The organism is Aphanizomenon sp. UHCC 0183, assembly GCF_009712065.1.
Classification (GTDB): Bacteria; Cyanobacteriota; Cyanobacteriia; order Cyanobacteriales; family Nostocaceae; genus Dolichospermum; species Dolichospermum heterosporum.
Genome location: NZ_VILC01000177.1, coordinates 1 through 2,095, shown reverse-complemented (window position 1 = coordinate 2,095; position 2,095 = coordinate 1). Strand labels below are relative to the sequence as shown.

3 protein-coding genes are annotated in these 2,095 nt (G+C 39.5%); 2 read left to right on the top strand and 1 reads right to left on the bottom strand.

The genetic code is table 11. The annotated features are described in order from the left end of the window. Nucleotides 1–226: 226 nt before the first annotated feature. Nucleotides 227–676 carry a DUF29 domain-containing protein gene (locus FJR37_RS25865; RefSeq protein ID WP_168467495.1) on the top strand — a complete coding sequence of 150 codons (450 nt, stop codon included), beginning with the start codon at nucleotides 227–229 and terminating at the stop codon, nucleotides 674–676. Nucleotides 677–745: 69 nt separating this feature from the next. Here the strand turns inward: FJR37_RS25865 and FJR37_RS27545 are convergent, their stop codons facing one another. After that, the gene (locus FJR37_RS27545; protein ID WP_256366908.1) at nucleotides 746–877 is read right to left on the bottom strand and encodes a hypothetical protein; all 132 of its coding nucleotides are present in this window, start codon (nucleotides 875–877) and stop codon (nucleotides 746–748) included. 189 nt (nucleotides 878–1,066) lie between these two features. On the opposite strand from FJR37_RS27545, the gene FJR37_RS25860 reads away from it, so the two are divergent. Next, on the top strand, nucleotides 1,067–2,095 hold a 1,029-nt coding region (locus tag FJR37_RS25860; protein ID WP_168467494.1), incomplete at its 3' end, for a calcium-binding protein.

Sequence of the window (2,095 nt, the reverse complement as noted above, 5' to 3'; positions counted from 1 at the left end):
CCTTAAATTTTAGAAGTAGTAATTATAACATTATTACAAGCGATCGCTCTCCCATATCCCCAACAAGCGAACTGCTTGCAGCAGCGCTTCGCTATCGCATCTCCCCACATCCCAAACAGGGAACTGACAAGTCAGGGCTTGCGCTATTGCTTTCGGTTTCCCCATAGCTATGTAATAAGCAATAATGTTAATATAATATTGGATTTATTGAAGGAGTTACAAATCAATGACTCAAGTAATTGCCAGAAAATCCTTATATGAATCTGATTATTTACATTGGACTCAAGAGACTATAGCTAAATTAAAAGCTAGGGACTTTGACAATGTGGATTTTGAGAATTTGATAGAGGAGATTGAGGATTTGGGGCGTTCTTATCGGGATGAGTTGGAAAGTCGTTTGGATGTGTTATTATCACATATTTTAAAGCGGTTATATGTTCCTTTAGTAAATGATTACAATGGTTGGGAAACAACAATTAGAGAACAACGCAAGCAAATTAAACGACGTTTAGCAAAGTCACCTAGTCTTAAAAATTATTTGCCTGAAATTTTTGACGAAATCTGGCAAGATGTACTCAAGGAAGTCCGAGAAGATTATCCACAGTATGAGTTTCCTGATTTATGGCAGTTTGATCGCAATATTGACACATTATTAAACGACATTTTCTGGAGTTAAATGTTTTGAAGTAGTTAGCGATCGCACTCCCATCATCCCAAACAGCGAACTGCTTGCAGCAGCGCTTCGCTATCGCTCCTCCATATTCTCAAAGCGAACTGCTTGCAGCAGCGCTTCGCTATCGCATCCCATCATCCCCACAACAGCAAACTCACAAGTTAGCACTTGCGCCATACTATCATAAAGCTTCTGTTTATACATATTTATTAAAAACATATTCTAGTGCAAGCTAATTTGAATACAACATATCCCCCTGTCAACCTACTCAGGTAAGATTCTTGAGGAAAAATTTCCAATCTCTAACTTTTGGTAGATGTCAGATTTTTGTATACTCAATATTATTTTTTTGCTACAGCTACGCGCGAAAATTATTAATTACCATATATTTTTATGACATCTACACCTGCCAATAGCTCTCTTACCGATAATTTGTATCTAAATCAGGTTTTATTACTAGCATTAGAACAAATAGAACTGTATCTACAAGATTTTGCGAACAGTGAAGAGTTTGTGGCAAAGATGCGGTTGGCTTTTGGGGAGACTTTTGATCCAGAAGCAGTTTTAAATCTGGGAAATGCTTGGAAAAATCAAGATTTTAGCATCATCCCAGCAATTACCATTCTTTCTTCAGCAGAATTAAATGGCGCAAATGGGGCTTATGCCGCTGCGACAAATACAATTTATTTATCGCAGGAATTTTTAACGAGTCATCAGGGAGATGTCACAGATGTCACCAGCGTTATTTTAGAAGAAATAGGTCATTGGGTTGATAACCAAATTAATACTGTTGATTCAATTGGAGATGAAGGGGCGATTTTTTCAGCGTTGGTACAAAGGGAAAGTCTGTCTGATGCAGAGTTAGGTCAGTTGAAAGCGGAGGACGATCGCGGATTTATTAGCCTCAATGGGAATGTTCTTGCCGTTGAGATGCAGAATTTTACCGGAGGCAATGAAGATAATAACTTTGTTGGCACTTCTGGGGATGATAATTTCTCTCCAGGAACAGGTGCAGATAGTATTGATGGGGGAAATGGCAGCGACTATCTAGACATTGACAACGGTAACGACACAGCCAACACCACCATTATCTATACCAATGTCAACAATGGCACTATCACAGGTGGGTCAAATAACGGCACAGTTTTCCAAGGAATAGAAAGAACTCGACTCAGAACAGGTTCAGGGAACGATAATATCAACGTTTCGGCTACAGATAATTACGATGGCTATTGGAAAAATGAAATCTATGCGGGTGCAGGCAATGATACGGTCATTGGTAGTGCAACGGGATATAACCAAATGTATGGAGAAGCAGGAGATGACAGTCTACAAGGGGGTGATACCAATCGAGATGACCTCTATGGGGGTACAGGTAATGATGCTCTCTCAGGGTTAGGGGGGAATGATAACCTCTATGGT